At 36.3% G+C, this 237-nt stretch carries 1 protein-coding gene; it reads left to right on the top strand.

What is annotated here, in order from left to right; all coding sequences use genetic code 11:
* Window positions 1-237 (top strand): hypothetical protein (locus QP363_RS13535; RefSeq protein ID WP_284764877.1); only part of this gene is annotated, 237 nt, incomplete at both ends.

Below are 237 nucleotides of genomic sequence, written 5' to 3'. Positions count from 1 at the left end.
GAGCCGTATTGGTTTAAAAATTCCCGAGCCGATTCAAAAAGGATTTCAGATGATGGTGAGCGGAGCTCGAACGGCTTTTAGCACATTATTATCGATTAGTGGTAACGGTATTAAGGGTTATATAGGAGCATTTAAATCTGCTAACCAAGCAATTAAAAACGGTATAGGTTTTGTTGCTGATGCTATTGGCAATAAATTATCTAATGGCTTTAGCAAATTATCTATTGCAGCAAATAA

Source organism: Corynebacterium sp. UMB6689 (genome assembly GCF_030215295.1).
GTDB classification, from domain to species: Bacteria; Actinomycetota; Actinomycetes; order Mycobacteriales; family Mycobacteriaceae; genus Corynebacterium; species Corynebacterium aurimucosum.
This window is presented reverse-complemented; position numbering and strand designations above follow the sequence as displayed.